The sequence below is a fragment of the Desulfitibacter alkalitolerans DSM 16504 genome, from assembly GCF_000620305.1.
GTDB classification, from domain to species: domain Bacteria; phylum Bacillota; class DSM-16504; order Desulfitibacterales; family Desulfitibacteraceae; genus Desulfitibacter; species Desulfitibacter alkalitolerans.
This window is the reverse complement of sequence record NZ_KK211100.1, coordinates 944,642-967,906: the sequence shown is the minus strand read 5'-3', so window position 1 is coordinate 967,906 and position 23,265 is coordinate 944,642. Positions and strand designations below refer to the sequence as shown.

Annotated in this window: 16 protein-coding genes; 15 read left to right on the top strand and 1 reads right to left on the bottom strand. The window is 42.9% G+C overall.

The window, feature by feature from the left end:
* Positions 1-7: 7 nt before the first annotated feature.
* From K364_RS0110420 to carB, 13 genes are all read left to right on the top strand, one after another.
* Entirely contained in the window at positions 8-1,132 is a 1,125-nt protein-coding gene (locus K364_RS0110420) for an ABC transporter substrate-binding protein (RefSeq protein ID WP_028307981.1), read from the top strand.
* A 4-nt stretch (positions 1,133-1,136) separates the two neighbouring features.
* The gene (locus K364_RS0110415; RefSeq protein ID WP_035268531.1) at positions 1,137-2,099 is read left to right on the top strand and encodes an NHLP bacteriocin system secretion protein; all 963 of its coding nucleotides are present in this window, start codon (positions 1,137-1,139) and stop codon (positions 2,097-2,099) included.
* Positions 2,100-2,117: 18 nt separating this feature from the next.
* The gene (locus K364_RS0110410) at positions 2,118-4,268 is read left to right on the top strand and encodes an NHLP family bacteriocin export ABC transporter peptidase/permease/ATPase subunit (RefSeq protein WP_028307979.1); all 2,151 of its coding nucleotides are present in this window, start codon (positions 2,118-2,120) and stop codon (positions 4,266-4,268) included.
* 17 nt (positions 4,269-4,285) lie between these two features.
* Entirely contained in the window at positions 4,286-6,997 is a 2,712-nt protein-coding gene (locus K364_RS0110405) for an NHLP bacteriocin export ABC transporter permease/ATPase subunit (RefSeq protein WP_422857217.1), read from the top strand.
* Positions 6,998-7,057: 60 nt separating this feature from the next.
* The gene (locus K364_RS23625) at positions 7,058-7,405 is read left to right on the top strand and encodes a nucleotidyltransferase domain-containing protein (protein ID WP_035268528.1); all 348 of its coding nucleotides are present in this window, start codon (positions 7,058-7,060) and stop codon (positions 7,403-7,405) included.
* Between the two features lie 251 nt (positions 7,406-7,656).
* The gene (locus K364_RS0110395; RefSeq protein WP_207640843.1) at positions 7,657-8,232 is read left to right on the top strand and encodes a hypothetical protein; all 576 of its coding nucleotides are present in this window, start codon (positions 7,657-7,659) and stop codon (positions 8,230-8,232) included.
* A gap of 12 nt (positions 8,233-8,244) precedes the next feature.
* A complete protein-coding gene (locus tag K364_RS0110390) occupies positions 8,245-8,802 on the top strand; it encodes a hypothetical protein (protein WP_028307976.1) in 558 nt (185 codons plus the stop codon).
* Positions 8,799-12,575 carry a hypothetical protein gene (locus K364_RS0110385; protein ID WP_028307975.1) on the top strand — a complete coding sequence of 1,259 codons (3,777 nt, stop codon included), beginning with the start codon at positions 8,799-8,801 and terminating at the stop codon, positions 12,573-12,575. Before K364_RS0110390 ends, K364_RS0110385 begins: the two co-directional genes overlap by 4 nt.
* Positions 12,576-12,590: 15 nt before the next feature.
* On the top strand, positions 12,591-13,421 hold the full coding sequence (locus K364_RS0110380; RefSeq protein ID WP_028307974.1) for a hypothetical protein: 831 nt from the start codon (positions 12,591-12,593) through the stop codon (positions 13,419-13,421).
* A complete protein-coding gene (locus K364_RS0110375) occupies positions 13,422-14,630 on the top strand; it encodes a zinc ribbon domain-containing protein (protein WP_028307973.1) in 1,209 nt (402 codons plus the stop codon). It begins immediately after the preceding gene.
* Between the two features lie 311 nt (positions 14,631-14,941).
* Positions 14,942-15,877 (top strand): cytidylate kinase family protein, encoded by a 936-nt coding sequence (locus K364_RS0110370; protein ID WP_028307972.1) that lies wholly within the window; start codon positions 14,942-14,944, stop codon positions 15,875-15,877.
* A 29-nt stretch (positions 15,878-15,906) separates the two neighbouring features.
* Positions 15,907-16,440, top strand: a complete 534-nt coding sequence (gene hpt, locus K364_RS0110365; RefSeq protein WP_028307971.1) for a hypoxanthine phosphoribosyltransferase — start codon at positions 15,907-15,909, stop codon at positions 16,438-16,440.
* Between the two features lie 566 nt (positions 16,441-17,006).
* The gene (carB, locus tag K364_RS0110360) at positions 17,007-20,249 is read left to right on the top strand and encodes a carbamoyl-phosphate synthase large subunit (protein WP_028307970.1); all 3,243 of its coding nucleotides are present in this window, start codon (positions 17,007-17,009) and stop codon (positions 20,247-20,249) included.
* Between the two features lie 67 nt (positions 20,250-20,316).
* Here carB and K364_RS0110355 read toward each other — a convergent pair whose 3' ends face one another.
* Entirely contained in the window at positions 20,317-21,876 is a 1,560-nt protein-coding gene (locus K364_RS0110355) for an ASKHA domain-containing protein (RefSeq protein ID WP_028307969.1), read from the bottom strand.
* Between the two features lie 148 nt (positions 21,877-22,024).
* On the opposite strand from K364_RS0110355, the gene K364_RS0110350 reads away from it, so the two are divergent.
* Together K364_RS0110350 and K364_RS0110345 are read left to right on the top strand one after the other, a co-directional pair.
* Positions 22,025-22,480, top strand: a complete 456-nt coding sequence (locus tag K364_RS0110350; protein ID WP_028307968.1) for a CBS domain-containing protein — start codon at positions 22,025-22,027, stop codon at positions 22,478-22,480.
* Positions 22,481-22,674: 194 nt separating this feature from the next.
* Positions 22,675-23,187: an NADH-quinone oxidoreductase subunit NuoE family protein gene (locus K364_RS0110345; RefSeq protein ID WP_028307967.1), complete on the top strand. Its 513-nt coding sequence runs from the start codon at positions 22,675-22,677 to the stop codon at positions 23,185-23,187.
* Positions 23,188-23,265 lie beyond the last annotated feature (78 nt).

The window sequence follows — 23,265 nt, the reverse complement described above, 5'->3', positions numbered from 1 at the left end:
TGGAGTTATGCTAAAAAATACCATGCTGTACCAGTATATGATTTTATGTGCAGTAATAATTTTTCTGGTCACAGGCTGTACACAATTGAGAGAACCTCAAGAGATAATCATAGGAGTAGCTTGGCCATTTGGAACAGACACCAGTTTATTTCACGAGGGAATTAATCTTGCAGTCAACGAGATTAATGATAGCGGGGGCATTAACGGTAAAAAATTAAAGTTATTTAAAGAGGACGATGGAGATAATCTTGTAAAAGGCATGGCCATAGCCCAGTCTTTTGCAGAAAACAAATCAATACAAGCTGTGATTGGCCACAGCAATTCATACATTTCTATTCCTGCCTCCGCCACTTATAATAATGCAGGGATTGTAATGTTATCACCAACCTCAACAGCAGCGGAGCTAACCCAAAATGGTTATAAACATGTCTTTCGTAATATACCTAATGACCATGAAATTGCAAGGCAATTAGCAATCTATCTAGCAGAACTAGGACATGGGCGGATGGTCATATATTACTCAGATGATTCCTACGGCAGGGGGTTGGCAAATTCCTTTGAAGACCATGCAGCTTCTCAGGGAATAATCATTGTTGATAGATTTAACTATTATAATGGTTTGGAAGATTTAAAGCATTTACATAACAGGTGGAAAGCCTTTGGCTTTGACGGAATTTTCCTTGCTAAAGGCTTGATTGGTGGTGCCAGATTTATAGCTGATGCTGGCCAAGCAGGTATCAAAGTGCAGTTTGCTGCAGGTGATGCTCTGGATTCTCCTTTGCTGTCAGAAATAGGTGGTACATCTGCAGAAGGGACAATTGTAGGCTCGGTATTTAATCCATATCAAGATCGTCCGGAAACACAGAAGTTTGTGGCGGATTTTTGGGAGGAGTATAATGTGATGCCTTGTGCCTACGCTGCGTTGGGCTATGATGCGGTAAAAATGCTGGCAGCTGCCATAGGAAATTCTGATTTGCTTGACCCCTCTACAGTTGGAAAAGAGTTAAGAAATTTAGGCAAATGGCCAGGTGCAGTCGGTGACCATGAATTTAACGAACAGGGAGACAACACGGGCAGATTGGTTGTACTTAAAAAGCTGCACGCAGGTAACTTTGAATATATTAAGAGGTGAGAATATGATCAAAGAAAAGGGATTATTTCGAGAAGTATCCCTGAAAAAACTTTCTTCACCGGAACAGTTGGATCAACTTATTAAAGTGACTTCCCCAAAAGCCTGGTTTGCCTTGATAGCCCTAAGCTGCATACTTCTTAGTGCCATTGCCTGGGGTTTTTTAGGCAGCATTCCTGTCAAAATAGGAGGGCAGGGTATCCTTCTCAATGATGGAGGGGTTTTATATATTAAACATCATACCTCCGGGCAGGTTATTGATAAAAGATTTAAGGCTGGGGATACAGTTAAGAAGGGTGATGTGTTAGCTAGAATAGAAGTACCACAGCTTGTTTCGGAAATTAATAACCTGCTGCAAGAACTTGCTGAAATGGAGGGCAAGGAAAATACCCAATCTGCCCAGTACAAATTATTGGAAAGTCAAATACTTCAACTTCGGTCAGAACTAGTTCGTAAATCTCAAATTGTGTCTCAAATTGACGGACGCATTATAGAGCTGCATATGAATAAGGGAAGCATTGTTCAACCAGGAGAGTCCCTTGTCACTCTGGAGCGATATGGTGAAACAGTAAAGATGGAAGCAATCATCTATGTTCCTGCTGAACAAGGGGGCATCATTCTGCCCGGTATGGAAGCCCAGATCTCGCCTGCAATAGTAAATAAAGAAGAGTATGGCTTTATGCTGGGGAGAGTTATTTCCGTTTCAGAGTATCCTGCTACCATGCAGAGTATGATGCAGACTCTTGATAATGAGCATCTAATTTCGCTCCTGGTGGGGCAAGGTGCACCTCTAGAGGTTCGTATTGACTTAATACCTGATTACAATACTGAAAGTGGATACAAGTGGTCTTCCCCAGAAGGGCCCCCCATGTCCATACATAGTGGTACCATTGTGCAGGGTGTGGTTATTACCGGCAGAGAAAAACCTATCCATAAGGTAATGCCTTTTCTTAAGAGAGTCAATCTTTAAAGTTGGGGAGGTGATAAGGTGAAATGGAAAAAAATAGCAAAGGTACCCACTGTATTTCAAATGGAGGCAGTGGAGTGTGGGGCGGCTTCCCTGGCCATGATTTTAGCATATTATGGGAAATACATACCATTAGAGGAATTAAGGGTAACCTGTGGTGTTTCTAGAGATGGCAGCAAAGCAAGCAATATACTGAAAGCTGCTAGAAAAAACGGCTTGGAGGCAAAAGGGTATCGTAAAGAAATTGAATCTTTAAAAATGATGCAAATGCCCGTAATTATTCATTGGGAGTTTGGCCATTTTCTGGTATTAGAAGGTTTTTACAAGGGCAAGGTTTTTTTAAACGACCCTAGCTCCGGCAGACGGACCATGAGCATAGAGGAGTTCAGTCAATCTTTTACGGGCATAGTCCTGAGCTTTGCACCCACACCGGAGTTTCAGAAAGATAAAAAAAAGCCTAGCATTATTAGTGCGTTAAAAAAACGTCTTAAGGGCTCCGAAATTCCTTTATTATATATAATCCTTGTGGGTTTAGCCTTGGTAATCCCAGGATTAGCTATTCCTGTATTTGCAAGAATTTTTGTGGATGATATTTTGCTGGATGGAAGAAGCTCCTGGATAATACCACTTATGATTGGTATGGGAATGACAGCAGTTTTGAGAGGAACATTAACATGGTTACAGCAGTATTACCTGCTAAGATTAGAGACTAAAATTGCTTTAGTAACATCCAGCCAATTTTTTTGGCATATTTTAAGGCTGCCTACAGAATTTTTCTTTCAGCGTTCTGCAGGGGATTTAACTTCTAGAATGCAGAGCAATGACAGGGTAGCAAAATTGCTATCAGGGCAGCTTGCAACCACAGCTCTAAACTTTGTAATGATTTTTTTCTATTTTGCCTTAATGCTTCAGTATAATATTATTTTAGCAGTAACAGGCTTGGTAATTGCAATTATAAATGTATTGTATTTAAAGCTAGTTTCCGCAAAAAGAGTAGATCTAAACAGCAGGCTCTTAAAAGAGAGAGGTAAATTAATTGGCACAGGCATGTCAGGTCTGCAAATAATAGAGACATTAAAAGCTACAGGTTCGGAATCAGATTTTTTTGCTAAATGGTCAGGATATCAGGCAAAAGCACTAAACTCTGAGCAGGAACTGGGTGTTTCTTCTCAATTTTTAACAGTATTTCCTGCATTTCTTACAGGAATAAATAATACAATAATACTTGCCCTGGGCGGATATTTAATTCTGGAGGGACAAATGACCATAGGGATGTTGGTGGCTTTTCAAAGTCTCATGGCAAGCTTTATGGCTCCTGTGACAGGAATTGTAGGATTAGGGGCTCAGCTTCAAGAAGTGATGGGAGAAATGAATAGATTAGATGATGTACTAAAATATCCTATTGAACAAGAAGCTGAAATAGAAGAAATAGATCTCAGTACAACAGACAAACTGGAGGGATATATAGAAATTAACCGGCTAACCTTTGGTTACAGTTCCCTGGAACCGCCATTAATTGAAGACTTTACTATATCTTTAAGACCAGGATCTCGAGTAGCACTTGTAGGGGGTTCCGGTAGTGGGAAATCCACAATAGCCAAAATAGTTGCAGGAATTCACAAACCCTGGTCCGGCGAAATACTCTTTGATGGTCTGCCACGAACATCCTTTCCAAGGGTAATAATAAATAATTCCTTGGCTATGATAGATCAGGAAATTAGTATTTTCCAGGGGACAATAAGAGAAAACATAACCTTATGGGATGAGACAATCTCTGAATTTGAGATGATTCGTGCAGCAAAGGATGCCTGTATTCACGATGATATTACTGCCAGGCCTGATGGATATGACCATTGGCTGGAGGAAGGTGGGAAAAACTTCAGCGGCGGGCAAAGGCAAAGGCTGGAGATAGCCAGAGCTCTGGTTCAAAACCCAAGGATCATCGTAATGGACGAGGCAACTAGTGCCCTTGACCCTCTAACAGAAAAAAAGGTTGATGAAAATATACGACGCCGTGGCTGTACCTGTATTATAGTGGCACACCGTCTGAGTACTATTCGAGACTGTGACGAAATTATAGTCCTTCAAAGAGGAAAAATCGCAGAACGTGGTACCCATGAGGAATTAAAGGATAGCGGCGGCATCTATGCAGGGCTAATTCAAGCTGGCTAATAATGATATTAAAGCAGGTGAGTAATTTGAAGGTTAGGGATCTTTTCGTTCAAGAGGGAACTAAAATATCCATTGTATGGAACAAGCCACAAATCCTGGATGACGATAAACACGTATGGATGGTTGAGCAGGGGAAGGTTTCTATTTTTTTAACAACCCTGCCAAAGGGGAATATGATTGGGAGAAAAAAATTCTTGTTTGACGTAGAACAGGGAGAACTGCTTTTTGGTGTTACTCCTGAAGGAGTACCCCCTAAAGGTTTCTTGGCCTCGGGATTAGTCGGAACCAATATTTTGCGTCTTGAGATAAACAAGCTTAGAGAGCTATTTGAAAAACAAGTATCTGAAGAAGCTGCATCTCTGGTGGCGAAATGGCTAGAAGCCCTAGCTAAAGTCAGCATTAAAGAAGAGGAGGCTCATGAAGAAACTGCTTCCGCTAAAGAGCGGTTTAATGAGCAAGAATATTTAAACGACCCAATGTACATGAAATATTATCACAGCCAGATCCTCCAGTCTGCCTATAAAATGTGGCAGGATAATTATACTATTGAAAAACAACGACTACAAGAAAAGGTGAGCTTCGATAGCAGGTTGATGGCAAACTCTATATCAAAGCTGGTAACTATAAATAGTAATGAAAAAACCATAAGCCTAAACGAGGTTAGTGGAGATAATCTGCTGGATGCCTGTCGATTAGTAGGCAGGGTCATGAATATGGACATTGAGCCTCCCCCGGCTAATAATGCTGTAAGTCAGAGTATTATACAAGTAGATGATATTGCTCGAGCATCTCGTATCAGAACCAGAGAAGTAGCTTTGACAGGACAGTGGTATAAACAGGATTGCGGACCTATCTTGGGTTACTTGGAGGAAGATGATAGACCTATTGCCTTAATACCTGCATCACCGAAAAAATACATAATGCATGACTTTGCCGCAGGAGAAAAAAAGGTTGTTGACAGGGAAACTGCTTTAAAGATTAAACGTTTTGGTTTTGTATTTTACCGACCTTTCAAAAATGAGAAGATTACCTTTAAAGAAATTATATCCTTTGGTTACCAAAGCTGTTGGAAAAGAGATCTAGTGATGATAGCTATTATGGGTATTCTTGGAGGCATACTTGGTACTGCTATTCCCCTGGCAACGGGAATTGTCTTTAGCAGCATCATTCCCGAAGGCCAAAGAGGTCAATTGCTGCAAATTGCTTTTTTTCTTGGAGCAAGTGCCCTAGCGGCTATGCTTTTCCAGCTGGTTCGATCCATAGCTGTGCTGCGCATGGAGGGCAAAATGGAGGGTTCCCTTCAGGCTGCTGTCTGGGACCGATTGCTTAGTCTGCCGGTACCCTTTTTTAAAGAGTTTTCCTCAGGAGAATTGGCTATGCGGGCTATGGGTATAACACGCATACGGATGATTCTCTCAGGAGTTACTCTAAATACAATACTCTCCAGTATCTTCTCAGTCTTCACCTTTGCCCTGCTTTTTTACTATGATATACGCCTGGCCTGGGTAGCGGCTATACTGGTGACAATGGCTATTGTTGTTATGATCTCTTTAGGATACTGGCAGGTACGTTACGAGCGTAAAGTACTAGAAATTTCTAATAATATATCAGGTATGATGCTGCAGCTCATTGGAGGAATCTCTAAATTTCGGGTATCTGGGGCAGAAAGAAGAGCCTTTTATCAATGGTCAAAGGATTTTGCGATACAACGTCAATTAACTTTTAAAAGAGAGACCCTGGCCAACTGGCTTGCAACATTTAACGCATTTTTCCCCATTATGGCCAGCATGGTTATCTTCTATACTTTGACTTCATCAAACAGCAATTTGTCACCAGGGCAGTTTATAGCTTTTAACTCAGCCTTTATTGCTTTTATGCTTTCCATGGTTTCTTTGTCGGAATCCTTAATTAGTGCAAACATAATTATCCCCTTATATCAAAGAGCCAGGCCTATCCTGGAAACCTTACCTGAATATGATGATACCAAAATCAACCCCAGACCTCTTACAGGTGCTGTAGAGGTTAGCCATGTGTCTTTTCGCTACAAAAAAGATGGGCCATTAATACTCCAGGATGTCTCCTTTCAAATTAATAAGGGAGATTATGTCGCCCTGGTAGGGACTTCGGGATGCGGCAAGTCAACTCTGCTTCGAGTATTGTTGGGCTTTGAAAAGCCGGAGACAGGGAAGGTCTATTATAATGGGCAGGATCTATCTAAAATAGATATTCGCGCTGTACGGCAGCAGCTGGGGGTTGTATTGCAAAATGGGCAGCTCATGTCGGGAAACATATTTAGCAATATTGCAGGTGCCAATCCGCATCTGACTATAGAGGATGCCTGGGAAGCTGCCAGGTTGGTTGGAATTGAAGATGATATCAGGGAAATGCCTATGGGTATGCATACATTCATAAGTGAAGGGGCAGGTACAATCTCTGGAGGTCAAAAGCAGCGTTTAATGATAGCCCGGGCCATCATTAATAAACCAAAAATTATTTTTTTTGATGAAGCCACCAGTGCGCTGGACAACCACAGTCAAGCCATAGTCAGCCAAAGTCTTGACCGGCTGCAGATTACCCGAGTGATTATTGCACATCGTCTCAGCACCATTATCAACTGCAATAAGATTATCGTTATGGATCAAGGAAAAATTGTAGAGATGGGTACTTATCAGGAGCTCATGAAGAATGGAGGTTTTTTTGCCAACTTGGCAAAAAGACAACTAGCTTAGAGTCAGGGTCCAAATGGGGTCAGGCTGAGCGTCCGAGATAGGTCATATAAAAGCAACTACGTGACTAGTTACTTTTTAAGTATAAGCAAAGCTACAATTGATAGTGATGTTGACCTGGCAGTTTTATTGGAAAAAGATTTTTTCCCAAGCAGCAACTTTGAAGCAGGAAAACTTAAAAGAAAGCTCATACGAGAAGTAACGGGGCTATTAGAATCATCCAAAATTGACTTGGTACTGCTTAACAAGGCTTCCCCTTTATTATGCTTTCAGGTAGCTAAAACCGGTAAGCTGCTTTACCAAAGAAATCCAGGTGATTTTGCTGGATTTGCTTCTCTAGCTTTACGTCGCCATAATTCCAGTTCCGGCACCAGGGACGATAGAGAAATGGTTGGTGAGGATAGACGGTGAAATCCGTAAAAAGTTAAATATTAAAGATGTTGATAATGAAATCCGCAAGGACAGTTGATGTTGACCTTGTGGTTTTTTTAGTTTTAAAAAAGCATTGGTAATATAATTTTATATACAAAATCACCCGAATGGGTGATTTACAATTTTTAGATAGCTGTATATTTTAGAAACATAATCAACAAAAATTGTAAATACAAACACGTCAGTTGTAGTGGAATGGACTGGTTCAGAGTTCAGGCAGGCCAACTGACATGAAAAGGGAGGAAGGGGCTTTGCAGCAGGAAAGGGTTTCACTTTTCAGAACAGTCATTGGAATGATGATTAGCCCGGCAGGGGCACTGAAGTCGGCACTTTCTGGAAAACGTTGGTATTTATCAATTGTTGTTTCAGTGCTGGCATTCGGGTTATTTTTTCTGCAAACAGGTTTAGACCTGTATAAGACCGGTCAAAAAGATTTTAGTTTTGTTTTTGTTGCGCTGGGAACAGGGGCAGCCTATGGGCTTGTTGTGATTCCACTTGTGGCGGTGTTTATCTGGATTATACTAAAAGCCGCGCGCATTGAGGAAACCATGTTTCAGGTGGTATCGGCTTTTTGTTTAAGCTACAGTGGTGCACTTATTTATGGGATTATAGGCACCATTGTTTCCTTGACCTTGGGCTGGAAGACGGCAGTTGCTTTTGGCGTGACAGGGGTTGTCTGGGCAGTTGGGCCGATGATGTATACCATCAGAGAGCTGACTAACGGCAAGACCTACTTGAGTATCTTTATTTCGGCAGTGGTGGGCCTTGCAGTCCTGGTTTCCTGGGGCTATTTAGGTAATTTGTAGGAGGTGTGGGCTGTGGGTGATATTTATGACGAGAAAAAAGCCCTGAGAAACTGGATACGGAGGTTTTCCTTCATGCTGCTGGGTGCCAGCGCCTTTGCCAATCCAGTTGATAAGCTAAATCCGTATAACCTTATAATTGGTATGATAATAGGGCTTTTGTTCAGCTGGCTGTTTAAGAGATTTATGTATGGGTTTCTTGGTATGGTAAATCGAGCAAAGGATAAATATCAGGCCAGGCGCCTGGTCCGGTATGCAGCGGATGTTGGGATGCTGTTTCTTGTACCCTTTGCATTGATGCTGGCAACTGCTGTGTTTATTATGAACTGGACTGTTACATCAGGACTGATCTCAGCTGGAATGATGGCGGTGGGCATAGCAGCTTCCATTGAGCTTGGAAAGTTAAAGGGCAAGCAGGAAATACGCAACACATTGACCACTTCTTTTGTTGCATTCTTGTTTTCCATGATCTGGATTGTTGGATTCCAGTATGTTTCAAGGGTACCTGTATGGGTCGAGGGGGCCGTGATTTTTATCGGTTCTTTAATGTCGGGGGGAGGGTTTCCTCTATGAAAAAACATCTGGCGCGTGGAGTGCTTCTTTTAATGCTATTTATGCACATGTTCAGCTTTGCATCTGGGGTTTCTGCAAACAGCGGCCGCATGGCAGAACCTGAAAAGCCCTATGAAAAGGTCGTGGCAAAAAAGGGCAGCTGGTATGCTGACAGGCTTAATTATGATGGAAAGTCAAATCTGGTGATTGGTTATACGGGAACCTATGAAAAGACAGTGCCTGCAAGTGAAATGAGTTTCAGTCTCTCAGAAAAGACTGTTCTTTCTGGCATTTATGTACCTTATGCAGGTCAGGATCCTGGTGTAATAGAGTTAATCATTGTAGACAGCAAGGGCAATGTCTTTCATGGTTTTAATGCTGTTCCTTCTTATATGGGAGGGTTAAAAGAGGAAATTTCCTCTGAAGTCGTACTTAGAGTTGAAAGCAACCTGCTGTATACCTTTGTCCCTGAATGGGGTGCCACCCTGCCAAAGGGAACCTATACCCTCTATCTAGAGGGCGGTTCACCACCTGTGGATGCATACCTGGTCAAGGGCTACAATGCTAGTGCCTATGAAAAATATTTGGATGAGCTAAACCAACTTGCCGCACCAGAGGAGTCTCCAAGACCACAGCCACAAGAGGAAGAGGTCTATATTTCAGAGGGTGATGAATCCCTATGGGAGCTCTGGCAGCAGTTTGTCACTGGGGAAGGAGAAAATTCCTTTGACGGGGACTGGTCCTTAGAACCTTCCCAGCGTTATGCACCCATGTTCGAGCTTGAAAGTGAAATGTCGCTGGATACCATTCTTCTAAGTATGTGGAATGATGGTATGGGTGCGCAGCCAGGCTCCATCATGCTCCTTGATGTCAGCGGGACAGCCATTGCAGAATTTAAAGCCCAGGGTGCCAGTATGGGAACGGTAGCTAATGCCCTCTGGACAGCGGAACCCAGGATGATACTGCCGGCTGGTGTTTATTATATCCAGATGTCGTCACCAGAAGCCCTTGCTTATGATGAAACTGGTGAACCGGTATTTTACGTTGGTCTCTCAGCACCCGTGGCGCCAATGACCAATTTTACCGGGACATATAAAATCTGGCTGGATATGCACAAAACCAGTACCCTCATGGGACCTGTAGCAGGTAAAGAGCGAAACTTTTACCTGGAGGATTATGAACTGACGGTTCTGGATAAGGGAGCTTTTATAGAACTGATAGGTATTTATGAAGGCATGACCTTTTCTCAAAACTGTGAAGTAATAGAGCGAAGTGAGCAGCAGGTGACAGCACGTTTTGATTTTAGAGCGGACCTGACAGGCCTGCCATACAGGGCAGAAATTGCCGCTGCAGCTGCCCTGACCCTTTCAAAACAGCCTGCAGGGCGTATTGACATTAACATGACAGGCACAGGCTACTATTCCAGAGCTGCAAGCAAGGATAAGGGGGCAGATGAAAACACCTATTCCCTGTCGCTGCGCGGCAACCGTGTTAAGACAGATCTGCCGCCATTTGTCATGGCAGCACTGTCTAAGGCGGGTGGCGTTGGAAACATCCCTGGTCCAGATAGTCCCTATGAAGCTGCTGCCGGGATCCTGTTTCCGCCCCTTGTGGGTGTGGTGGTCAGTGTACTGACCAATGCGCTAAGACCAAAGGCACTGCCTTCAAAATCCCAGGTGAAAACAGGTGAACGCAGCCCATGGGCAATCCTGGCAGAGGCCCTGGCCAATTCAGATGAGCCTGATGATGACCCATATTCTGTAGGCGATAATGAAGCATCATCGGGTTACAGCAGTGGCGAAACAGACTATGGTTCAACGGATGGTGATACAGGCTATGATGCTTATGAAACATCATCTGATACCCCAGATGAAGATCTATCCTTTGGCAAACCAGATGTGCCGGATGAATCAGCAGCACAAACCTCCACGAAGCAAACACAAATTCCGGAAGCGCCGGCAGCCACTGTGCCTGTTGAACCTGAAAGCATGGTGGTTACCACGTCAGTGGGCGGTGCCCAGACATTGATTGTCAAGGATCCCGCCACAGGCGGCTGGGTTAATTCAGAAACAGGAAACCCCTTTGACCTTGAAAAGCATGCCAGGGATTTCCCCCAGCAGGTCAAGGACTATGAAGGGTATAAGGCCAGGAATCTTGAACTGGAGGCAACGGGAAAAACTGCCATGCAGCAGAAGCTTGACCAGATTGCCAGGGCTGGCGAGGCGGACATTGCCGCCATCCAGAAGGAGATTGATGCACGGCGCAGGGAGCAGCTGGAACGGGAGCAGCGCTGGAAGGAAGCCGATATGGAAATGGCCCACAAGCTTTCTGGATACGGCAGAATCATTGGCGACACTGTGAGAAACATTGGAGACGAGCTTGTTGAGACTGGTAAAGACATCTATACTGCTGGGGTATATGTGGGCGGCAAGATGGCAGAAGGCGGCGTAAACGCCGCGAAGCTGATAGCAGATCCGAAACGTCTGGTCAATGAGCTTGGCGAGCTTCAGAAGATGAAGGATAAAATGATAAATCAGGCAATTAATGAGCTTGCTCAGATTGGCAAGGACATTTACAACAATCCAGAGATTATAACCAATACACTGAAAGGGTCACTGCTGACAGGTGCGCAGATTTCCGCCGGAATTGTCAGAAGCGTCAAAACCACCATCACCGATCCCAAGAAAGCCTGGGAGTGGGTCAAGGACAATGTGGGCATCCAGAATTTTGAAAACTCCCTGGATCCCAACAGAAAGCTGATTGACAGAATAACCCAGGTGGGCATAGGTACCATAAAGCTGGGAACGTCTCTGGCATCTGCAGGCAAGGCAGCTGCTGCCATTGGAAGCAAGCTGGGAGTCACAGGTGCTGGAACAGCAGCAGGCACTGCTGTAAAATCCACACTGGCCACGGGTAAAAACCTTGTTAATCCGCCAAAAGGCATTGCACCCAAGCTGCCGGTTTCCACAGGCAAGAATTTTGTGACCAGTGCTGATGCGCCAAATATGAAAGGTATTACTAATAATTCCCAAAAAATTATTCAGAACAAGGCGGATGATTTTGGCCTTCAGGTTCATACAAGGCCTGTTACAGAAAATGCTGCAAAATACATTGACGAGGGCAAGGCTATTGCCAAGAAAGTGGATATGAAGGCCAAAACCCTCAACAAGTATGATGAGCTTCTAAGTGGACCCAAAAACAGCGAAGGCCTGGTGGGATATTATAAGCCGAAATGGCCTCCAGAAAGCCAGCTCAAGGGTATGTCTGCTGATGAGATTAGTGAGCTTAAGAAGCAATTTACAAAACGAACAGAGGAATACTCAAAGCTTTCCAATCAGATGATTGATTATGAAATGCAGGGCAAGTATGTGGTCAAGAATGGCCTTGTAGTGGATGTCAAAACAGGCAAATATATTACCGGTGACGTGGATATCTATGACATTACCAACTTTGACGGGACACCAGTAAGCGATAAGGTTAAAAAGATGTTCATAGAATCTGTAATGAAGGAAAAGGGGTCCAATGTTTTGCATGAGGATCTGATCTCCTGGGCCAGTGATGATAAGGCATTTAATCTTGAGGCCAAGATCAAAATGATCAAGGAGGCGTCTCAAGGCGAAAAAGGCATTGTCACCTTCAATCCTTTAAACAATCCAACCAAGGGTTACAGTTCCCTTGATGCAAAAGACATAGATGCTGTGCTTAACCACTTGAGCAATAAGAGCTCCAAGCTGACACCTGACCAGCAAAAGCTGCTCATCAGTCTTGTGGTCCGCTCTAACAAACCGGTGTAAAAGGAGATGAACCTGATGAAACAAGTAGAACGAAAGGAACTCCTGGAGAGGATCTTTAAGCTGTCGGCACAGTATGACCAGGCAGCCATGGAAGAACATGACAGTCAAGAACAGCTTGAGCAACTATCTGCTGAAATGGCTGCCCTGGCACAGGATTATTTGGCCTTGGTCCCTATGCGTAAGCTTTCGCGCTGTCCTTTCACGGGGGAGGCCCTAACAATCCCAATTGACGATCAGGGATTGGATGGCCTCTGGTGGAATAATGAACGCCCCATGAGACCATCAGCAGCACTATCAAATACTTACTTTGCTCTGGATGGTGCTTTAAAGCTCCAGGGTGTAGTGGAGGTCTTTCCCTTTATCTGTGCACCTGGGCCCGATGTACCCTATGTAATACCCCGTTTACTTGGGGCATATGTCCAGGTAAAGGCAGTGATATCTAGTTTCAAGGTAGGGACGCATACAGCCTATGCCGTTACGTATTTTGCAGATCCTCCCCTTGACAGTGTGATGCGTGTCAATGACTGGGGAGCCAATTACTACTGGGAATCTGGCACGCCATTTCCGGAAATGCTTTCACCAGGCCAGCGCATACAGCTGACGCCGGATCCCCAGGAGTGGGATTTTGACCTTGCACCGTGGATCAAGGCAGGTAAGCTCTTGTGGATTGCACCGGAGGATGAGTTACTGGTGCTGAGGAGCACTATATATGATTGTCCCTATCTCAGCCTTCCGGGCAGCCGGAAGCCAAAGTACATTCAAAATGGGAAATTCTGGGAGTTAACTGAAGAGCATCTGGAAGTTGATATTCAGCCAGCAGATTATACAGGAAGGGGAGGGCATTAAATGGATAGCTTTAAGTTACCAATGACCTTTGAAATTAAAAAGACTGATATTCTCCGTCTGCTTATTGGAGAATTGAAGCATACAATCCAGGAGGGCTCTTTTTTCAAGGGCTTGAATGCCCCTGCAGAAGCAGGCGTTTCCAGCCAATATGGAGAAATCATGGAGAGTCTGGAACTTAAAAGGGCCGCAGCTTTAATTGCAGCTCCAGAAGCCTATGCTGTTTTGAGAAGCGGCGGAGGCAGTATGCCCCTGGAAGAGCTCTGGATTCATCTTGGCAGTGCTGAAAACACTCTTGCCACGGCAGCCGCAGTTGTGACTGAGACCCAGGAAAACTTCATGATTCAATACTATGAGCGTTACCAGGATTTCATTTTGTCCTGGTGCCAGGCCTTTGCCACAGATCCTGAAGAAACGGCGCCAAACTATATTCCGCCAAAGGTTGAGCTTGAAGCCTTTCTCTTTGTCCTGCACAGCATTGACGCTTTCAGGCGTGCCACCTTTAGAAATTTGCTTGATTATGCCCTGACAGAAGCGCCGGCAATAACTTTTTCTGAATTCACTTCCACCATGGGTGATGCCATTAGAAGCGGCGACATACGCTGGCTTCTGCCGGCATTTATGGTGGTGACACCGGGGCTGCATGAAGTCAATATTGACCTCAAGCCGTCTTATGCCTCTATACTCACAGACAAAAGCTTTCTTGTCCATGCCCAGACTGACAAACCAGATAATGACGTCCTGGTTTTTGGTGAGGCAGGCAGGGTGATGGGTGTTGAGTTTTACAGAACATGGCTGCAGTGCTTTGGCTTTGACCTCAAGGTCAAGGAAGGCTCAAAGGGAAATGATGCAAGGTTCAAAACAGCCGGGCGGCTTTTTGTGGCACCCACGGCCCTGGCCAACCACCTTGTCAGCCTTGAGATGACCGGGAACGGGCGTGCCATGGTTAATCACCAGGCTTACATGAAGGAGCAGCTGGTTCACAAGCTCAATGAGGTTTTCGAGGCTGCGTTAAAGGGCATCCCTGGAGAGACAGCTCAAGCTGGGCCTGAAGCAAGTGCTGAAGCAAGTGCTGAGTCAAATGCTGGGGCAGCTAAATCAACAGTTGTGGAAACAAAGGTAAAAACAAAACTGAAATTCTGTGGACAGTGCGGGAAGCCTTTTGCTGAGGCAGCACTTTTCTGTATACACTGCGGCGCCAAAAGAGTATAGAACAAGAGCATGAAAATACTAGACCTCCCATTTTCTCACTGGGAGGTTTTTATATGATATAAAATCAGCACATGGAAGGAAATAATAATCATTGTGGAGAATTGATAAACATAAATTAAAGAAACTGTCTATTTAAGCTTTTTTACACTAGTCAGAAAGTATAACTTTTAAATGCAGATAGTATAGGTGCCCCAAGGGACTGGTATTTCTACGCATTAAAAAATGCTTGAACTACTGGCGCAACTAAGGCTTTCGCTGGCGCCAAAAGGCTTGGCGAAAGCCAAGTTTTCTTTAGAAAGGGAGGCTGTACCTTGTCCGTAATAACAATTTCCAGACAGTTTGGAGCAGGTGGAGGAACTGTTGGAAAAGATGCAGCAAAAAAGCTTGGGTTTCTTCTAGTAACTCAAAATGTTATAAATGAAGGATTATCAAAACTGGGCTTATCACCGCAAGCCTTTTCCTTTGAAAAAAATGTCAGAAAAGACCCGGTACAGGAAAAAAAGCGAATCTTTTATAGAACTGCTCTCCATGATTTGATCATGGAACTGGCCGCCAAAGAATCCATTATTTTATTAGGTCGGGGTGGACAGTTTTTATTTAGGGACCACCCAGATGCTTTTCATGTGCGAATTCAGGCTCCCATAAATCAGCGTGTACAATGGGTACAAGAGATTTATCAATTAGATGAAAAAAAAGCTTTGCGCATGATCCAAGAAAAGGATCGTCTTAAGAAACGTTTTACCCAGGAGGTTTTCAAGCATTCCTGGATGGACATGGAGATGTTTGACCTGGTAATTAACACAGGTAAAATATCCCCGCAAAGGGCTGCAAAATTGGTTGTCCAGGGATTTAAACTTAGGAAAAAAGAGCTGTTATCTATGGAAAGTGAAGAAAAAATACAAAAAAACCTGCAAGAGAACAAAGAAAAAGTTAATTTTATGCACCCAAGTGAAAAAGAGTTTGCCAGGGTACTTGATTTTTATAAAATACCATGGGAATATGAGCCCCGGACATTTCCCCTGCAGAGGGATAGTGATGGAAAGATTACAGAAGCTTTTTCGCCGGATTTTTACCTTCCGGCTTCTAACCTTTTTGTTGAGCTCACTACTCAAAGGCAAAAGCTAGTGGGGAAAAAGAATAAGAAAATACGGAGATTAAAAGAATTGTATCCAGACGTTAATTTCAAAATAATTTATGGCAGGGATTACCATAATCTTTTGAAAAAGCTTGGTCTGGATAAAGGTTAAGAAAAGAATACTGTTTAGGGGTGAAAAAATTGAAGTATGGCTTAGACATAATCATAACACAGGAGAGAATTAAACAGAGAGTTAATGACCTGGGAAGGCAGATATCTGATGATTATCATGGTAAAAAAATGGTGCTTGTTTGTGTTTTGCGAGGAGCAGTTTACTTTACAGTAGACCTTACTAGAAGCTTAACAGTTCCCTTTGTTCTGGATTTTATAAGCATTTCCAGTTACGGGCGGGAAGCAAGCCCCCAGGGTATTGTAAGAATTACAAAGGATCTAGATATTTCAGTGAACGAAAAAGAAGTCCTGCTGGTAGAAGATATTGTTGATACAGGGCTGACCTTAAACTATCTGTTAAGAAATCTAAAAACCCGCAATCCCTCGGGAATACGGGTTTGTACACTGCTTAATGTACCTGCCAGGCGTATAGTCGAAGTTCCCATTGATTATGTTGGCTTTGAACTTCCGGATGTTTACGCAGTGGGTTATGGATTGGATTATCACGAACAATACCGTAACATGCTTGATATTGCAGCTCTAGTTGAGGAAGCTGGCAATTAGCTGTATTTTAAAAAATAAAAAAACGCAATAAAAAACCAGAGTTCCAACAGACCTTCCGTTCCCCGGTAGAATACTTCCCTTTATGCCACTTTCAGTCCACCGCTTATACAAACGGCTTTCTTCTCTGGCCAGGTACAGTATTTCTACTCCGCGTACCTAACTCCTTTCCTGGATTTCTCCAAAAAACTTGCTTCGATACGCTTATACCTTACCCTTACACACCGCATTGCTTTTCTCACAATTGTGATACTTAACCTTACACTGCTGCCGGGCTTGGTCCGGTTTCCTTTTTGCCTCTCGGAACCTGGTAACATCATTATTACATAAATAAGCATAACTTGTCAACAATATTTTTTAAAATATTCGCACTTTTTAAATTATCCAAAGTTTACCAATAGTCATCTTGTTAGTGCAAATCTTTGATACATTTTTATATTTGGGCAATATAACTCATACATCAGCATTTTTGTTATTCATAAGTTGAATTGTAAAAAAGGATTTTGCCCATAATATGGCTAATACTATAAAGAATTTACTTAAAATACTAGGAAACGGGGAATTGAACCATGCCAAAACGTACTGATATAAATAAAATTTTGATTATTGGCTCGGGGCCTATTATAATAGGACAGGCTGCTGAATTTGACTATGCAGGAACTCAAGCCTGCAAAGCCTTGAGGAATTTAGGCTATGAAATTGTCCTGGTAAACTCCAATCCAGCCACTATCATGACCGATCCGGTTATGGCTGATGCAACTTATATTGAACCGCTAAATGTAAAAAGACTAACTGAGATTATTGAAAAGGAGCGACCTGATGCACTGCTTCCAAACCTGGGAGGCCAATCTGCTCTAAATCTCTCCATTGAACTGGACAAGGCAGGTGTCCTTGATAAATATGGTGTTAAGGTAATGGGTGTGCAGCTGGACGCCATTGAAAGAGGAGAAGACCGTATTGCTTTTAAGGAAACCATGAAAAGGCTCAATATTGAAATGCCAAGAAGTGCACCAGCTTATAGTGTTGAAGAAGCTGAAGAAATTGCCATGGAGCTTGGCTTTCCTGTGGTTATTCGCCCTGCTTATACCATGGGCGGAACTGGAGGTGGCCTTGTATATAATATAGAAGAGTTGAGGCAGGTTGCCAAAAGAGGAATTACAGCAAGTATTGTAGGACAAATCCTTGTAGAGGAATCAGTACTGGGCTGGGAAGAATTAGAACTGGAAGTAGTTCGTGATGCCAAAAACCAGATGATCACAGTATGCTTTATAGAAAATGTAGATGCTATCGGTGTTCATACAGGTGATTCCTTTTGTACAGCACCAATGCTGACCATTAGCAATGAACTGCAGCAGCGTTTACAAAAATATGCCTATGACATTGTAGAGGCCATTGAAGTAATTGGAGGCACAAATGTTCAGTTTGCCCATGACCCAAAAACAGGGCGTGTAGTGGTTATTGAAATAAACCCCAGGACTTCAAGATCCTCTGCCCTAGCTTCAAAAGCTACAGGCTTCCCCATTGCACTAGTCTCTGCCATGTTGGCAGCCGGCCTGACCTTAGATGAGATTCCTTACTGGCGGGATGGTTCCCTGGACAAGTATACTCCATCAGGGGATTATGTTGTTGTTAAGTTTCCCCGCTGGAATTTTGAAAAATTCAAGGGCTCTATAGATAAGCTGGGGACCCAAATGAAGGCTGTTGGTGAAGTAATGAGTATAGGCAAGAACTATAAGGAAGCATTTCAAAAAGCCATTCGTTCCCTGGAAATAGGGCGTTACGGTCTGGGCTTTGCTAAAGATTTCAATAAAAAAACTTTGCCCGAGCTGCTGTCATTGCTAGTTGGACCTTCAAGTGAACGCCAGTTTATTATGTATGAAGCATTGCGCAAGGGAGCTGCCATAGAAGAATTACATAAACTTACCCACATCAAGGCATGGTTTATTGAGCAAATGCAGGAGCTGGTTTTATTGGAGGAGGAGCTGCTGCAGTATAGGGGCAAGTCTTTGCCTGATGATTTGCTGATTCGTGCCAAGAAAGACGGTTTCGCCGATAGATATTTAGCCATGCTGTTAAACCTGCCTGAGAAAGAGATTAGGGAGCATCGAATTGCCCTGGGCATAACAGAAGGATGGGAACCTGTGCCCGTAAGTGGAGTCCAGGATGCAGCTTATTATTATTCAACATATAATGCCCAGGATAAGACCATCTCAAGCAGCAATCCCAAGGTAATGATTTTAGGTGGAGGGCCAAATCGCATTGGCCAGGGTATAGAATTTGACTATTGTTGTGTTCATGCAGCCATTACTTTACGAAATTTAGGATATGAAACCATTATGGTTAACTGTAATCCTGAAACAGTATCTACAGATTATGACACATCTGATAAATTATACTTTGAACCACTCACTGTAGAGGATGTATTGAGTATTTATTGGAAAGAAAGGCCAATGGGGGTAATTGTCCAGTTTGGAGGGCAGACTCCATTAAATATTGCAGGAGAACTGGAAAGGGAAGGTGTCAAGATACTTGGCACATCTCTTGAAACAATCGACCTTGCAGAGGATCGTGATAGTTTTAGAGCTGCCATGGATAAACTGGGAATCCCCATGCCCAAGGCCGGCATTGCCAGCAGCCTGGATGAAGCCCTTGCTATAGCTCATGAGATTGGTTATCCAGTAATGGTCAGGCCCTCATATGTTTTAGGAGGGCGGGGCATGGAAATCGTTCATGATCAGGAAATGCTCAAGCATTATATAGATGAAGCAAGAGATGTTAACCCTGAGAAACCTATCCTTATAGATAGATTTCTTGACAATGCTGTTGAAGCCGAATCAGATGCCATTTCTGATGGGATAGATGTTTTTGTACCAGCAGTCATGGAACACATAGAGTATGCAGGAGTTCATTCAGGGGATTCGGCCTGTGTTATACCCCCAATTAGTATTTCAGATGAAAACCTGGAAACTATCCGCAGCTATACCAGATTGATAGCTCAAGAGCTAAAGGTAATAGGGTTGATGAACATCCAGTATGCCATTGCTGGGAACCAAGTTTATGTATTGGAAGCAAACCCAAGGGCATCCAGGACAGTCCCAATAGTATCAAAGATTTGCAATATTTCCATGGCCCGCATTGCTACTGAAATAATTATGACCACTGAAAAGGGAAGCAAATATAATATCAATGAGCTGGCGACAGGGGATATTCCCTACTTTGGTGTGAAAGAAGCCGTCTTTCCCTTTAATATGTTTCCAGAGGTAGATCCTCTTTTAGGTCCGGAAATGAGATCCACTGGAGAGGTTTTAGGAATGGGCGATTCCTTTGGAATAGCTTTCTTTAAAGCCCAGGAAGCTGTCCAGAGTCCCTTGCCCACTTCAGGAACTGTCTTGATCACTGTAAGAGAAGAGGATAAACAGGCAGTACTGCCTGCTGCACGCAAATTTGCTGAGCTGGGTTTTGCAATAAAGGCAACAGAAGGAACCCAGAAGTTTTTAGCTGATAACGGCATCCAATCTGCAGAAATCTATAAGCTGGGAGAAGGCAGGCCTGACATAATCGATAGTATAACCAATAGAGAAATTAATTTGATTATCAACACACCAATTGGTGAAGGCGGTAAAAAAGATGATTCTTATATAAGAAAGGCAGCTATCAAGCATAAAGTGCCTTATATAACCACAATTGCTGCTGCTGTTGCTACTGCCAGGGGGATAGAAGCTTATCTGGAAGCTAACATAACTGAAACCAAGGTGAAAAAATTACAGGAATATCACCTGCGAATAAAACAATCAACCCAGGGTCAGGCTTGACAAATTGACAAATTGACAAAATTGACATTTATATTGAAAAATATATTTAGCTTGAAAGGTTTAATTTTTAATTGCCCTTAAGCTTTTGTTTTACAGTAGGATACCAATCTAAATTGCTGTGAGGCATAAACAGGCCGGCAGTAAACTTACTCATAAATTTCCCATGGGTGCCTATTTCAAAATATGTTATATTTTTAACAATTTCTTCTAGCTCCTTGATTTTTTCCTTATCAAGAAGGGCAGCCCTGGCACCCTCAACTGAGCTATTACCAATAAGGTGGATTTTTTCTCTTGGCATGTCAGGGTACAAGCCAATGATTATGGCTGATTCTGGGTTGATGTAATTGCCAAAGGCCCCTGCAGCATAAAAATCTTGAATATCTGCTAGTGAACAGCCAACACTTTCCAAGAGCACCTCCAGTGAGGCATTTACTGCCGCCTTGGTTCTGAGAAGATTTCTTATATCAATCTGGGTAATTATTATATCCTGACCATGGGCAGTATCTTCAGCCTTTACTACAGTAAACTCCCTGCTGTCATCTTTAAAATGTCCAGAAGAATCAATGATCCTATTGATGAAGAGTTCAGCCACAGCGTCTACAAGACCAGATCCGCAAATACCCTTGGGTTTTTCATTACCAATTGTAGTATAACGAACCTTCCTTGTCCTGCCACCAATTTGTATGCTGTCAATTGCGCCTGCTTCAGCTCTGATCCCAGCTGAAACAACTCCTCCCTCCAGGGCAGGACCGGCAGCACCAGCGCAAGCTACCAACCACTGGTTATTTCCTAGTAATATTTCTCCATTTGTTCCGATGTCCACTATTATTGATATAGTATCCCTCTTATGCATTTCGCTTACAAGGATGCCTGCTACAGCATCACCTCCAACATAACTTCCTATGCTGGGGATACAGTAAATTATGCCAAAGGGATTAATAGCTATATTAAGCTCTCTGGCTTGCAAGAAACCAGGTTGGTTAACAGTTGGCAGATAAGGCTCCCTGCACAAATGAGTTGGGGAAAGACCAAGAAGCAGGTGTATCATGGTAGTATTTCCACCAATGACAGCCCCTGAAATGTGGTTATTAGTAATACCAGCATCCATGCACAGACTATTAATTAGAACATTTAGAGTTGACACTATGGCCTGTGTCAGCTGGGCAAGATTTTCTGGAGAACTGGCAAAATGTATTCTGGACAAGATATCCTCGCCATGGATTACCTGCTGGTTATAATCTGATTCTACTCCCAAAATATCACCGGAAGCTAAATCCACAAGATATACAACAACTGTGGTTGTGCCAATATCAATTGCCAACCCGTAATGCTTGTCTAATTGATTACCTTCTTCTACAGCAATAATTTTATGGCAGGGTGCTGTATCAGCAACAGTAACAGTAACCCGCCACTTACTGTTATGGCAGGCCCGGACAATGGCATCCATTAAAGGCAGGGGAACTGTAATATTTGGAAAATCCTTGTGCAATGCTTCCTTCAGGCGGTCAATTACTCCCTTGTTATTGTTTAAGCTTGGTGGTTTAAGCTCAAGGTAAACCTTTTTTGTGATTGGATTGGGATTAATAATTAGCTGTTTGCCTCTTATTAAAATAGTTTGGTTTTTCATAGGGTTCCTTTCCCATGTTAAATAATTAATTAACATTATACCATAATACTAAAATGAACACTTGCTGATGTAAATTAGCAAGCCAGCATAAAGGTAACTGGATTTCAATGTCGAATTATTATTTAAAAAACCTAGGAGGTGACTTTAAATGTTGGTTAAAGATATAATGACAACACAGGTAATTACTGTTAGCACTGAAGATACTGTGGAAATATGTGCCAATTTGCTCATGGAGCATAAATTTAGCGGTTTACCTGTTTTGAATTCAGAGGGAAACCTGGTGGGCATTGTTACCGAAGGTGATCTGATTCGACGTGCATCTCGTATCAAGGCACCGCCTGCCCTGGCTTTGTTAGGAGGTCTAATCTATTTAGGCAATCCTAAAAAATTTATTGATGAAATAAAACGGGCCATGTCCCAAAAAGCTGGTGAACTCATGAGCAAAAAAATTATCACGGTACGCCCAGATGATACCATAGAGCATGCTGCAACGCTCATGATGGATCATAAAATAAAAAGATTGCCTGTTGTCAATGAGGAAGGAAAACTAGCAGGCATTGTTTCCAGGCGGGACATCATGGCTTACTTGTACCCCGGTAAATAAAATTAATATGACCAGGATTGTAAAACAAGCCCAAGAAAGGTTAAAACTTTTTTGGGCTTGTTTTTTCATCTAACCAGAGCAACCAGAGCAACCAGAAGAACCGTCCCCCTGGTTAGATGAATATTTATTGTTTTGATTGAAAACAATAAACTGAATTAACAATTACCAGGAGACTTTTTCAAAAAGGGGTTTATATGGAAATATTAATCAGGGAAAATGATAAACAAAAATTTCAAAAGTTAGACAAGGTCATTGCCAGGTACAATGTTGAAGCGGGCATGTTGATTCGTATCCTGCAGGAAGCCCAGAACATTTTTGGTTATCTGCCTGCAGATGTACAATCCTACATAGCTAAGGAACTCAAGCTGCCCATATCAACCATAAATGGTGTAGTCAGCTTTTATTCTTTATTTTCGCAAGAACCCAGGGGCAAATATGTCATTGGGGTTTGTATGGGGACTGCATGTTATGTAAAGGGAGCTCAAGAAATATTAAATGCTATTAAAGAAGAACTGGCCATAGATGTGGGGGAAACATCTGTGGATAAAATGTTTACCTTAAAAGCAACTAGATGTATTGGTGCATGCGGCCTGGCACCTGTCATTACCATCAATGAAAATGTTCATGGAAGGCTGAGCCCTGCAGACATCCCAAGCATTCTATATCAATATACCAAGGAGTCCAGACAGACTGGGCTCAGGAATTAGGGTGGAGTGAATATGAAAAACATTAAAATAGAAAATAAAGAGAAGCTGCAGGAACTTAAGAAAAAAACCTATGAAGGT

Bases quoted from the DNA above. Each gene is read 5' to 3' on its own strand.
- K364_RS0110420 (WP_028307981.1), top strand. From the start codon at position 8: ATGCTAAAAAATACCATGCTGTACCAGTATATGATTTTATGTGCAGTA.
- K364_RS0110415 (WP_035268531.1), top strand. From the start codon at position 1,137: ATGATCAAAGAAAAGGGATTATTTCGAGAAGTATCCCTGAAAAAACTT.
- K364_RS0110395 (WP_207640843.1), top strand. From the start codon at position 7,657: ATGAAAAGGGAGGAAGGGGCTTTGCAGCAGGAAAGGGTTTCACTTTTC.
- K364_RS0110385 (WP_028307975.1), top strand. From the start codon at position 8,799: ATGAAAAAACATCTGGCGCGTGGAGTGCTTCTTTTAATGCTATTTATG.
- K364_RS0110380 (WP_028307974.1), top strand. From the start codon at position 12,591: ATGAAACAAGTAGAACGAAAGGAACTCCTGGAGAGGATCTTTAAGCTG.
- K364_RS0110375 (WP_028307973.1), top strand. From the start codon at position 13,422: ATGGATAGCTTTAAGTTACCAATGACCTTTGAAATTAAAAAGACTGAT.
- carB (WP_028307970.1), top strand. From the start codon at position 17,007: ATGCCAAAACGTACTGATATAAATAAAATTTTGATTATTGGCTCGGGG.
- K364_RS0110355 (WP_028307969.1), bottom strand. From the start codon at position 21,876: ATGAAAAACCAAACTATTTTAATAAGAGGCAAACAGCTAATTATTAAT.
- K364_RS0110350 (WP_028307968.1), top strand. From the start codon at position 22,025: ATGTTGGTTAAAGATATAATGACAACACAGGTAATTACTGTTAGCACT.
- K364_RS0110345 (WP_028307967.1), top strand. From the start codon at position 22,675: ATGGAAATATTAATCAGGGAAAATGATAAACAAAAATTTCAAAAGTTA.